The 266-nt window shown below is 50.8% G+C and carries 1 protein-coding gene; it reads left to right on the top strand.

All coding sequences use genetic code 11. The annotated features are described in order from the left end of the window. On the top strand, positions 1-266 hold a 266-nt coding region (locus AC1RPH_RS08375), incomplete at both ends, for an LEM-3-like GIY-YIG domain-containing protein (protein ID WP_481762126.1).

Consider the following 266-nt stretch of genomic DNA (forward strand, 5'->3'; position numbering starts at 1 on the left):
TTTATGCACTGCTCGATCCGCGTAAACCGGGCTCTTACTTGTATACAGTTGGTGACAAAGTAGTAGCGTTCGATCATGAGCCATTCTACGTCGGAAAGGGCAAAGGTCGTCGTATGTATCAACATCTGGAGGGCTGTAACCGACGTGGCACGCATCGGAAGGTTCAAAAGATAAACGCCATTGAGCGCGCTGGTTATGCCCCTATCGTACGTCAGCTTTCCAAGGAAGAGCCCGAGGCTACGGCATTGGCTAAGGAGATTCTGCTT

Source organism: Dellaglioa sp. CoH-57-MRSF-16 (assembly GCF_056782055.1).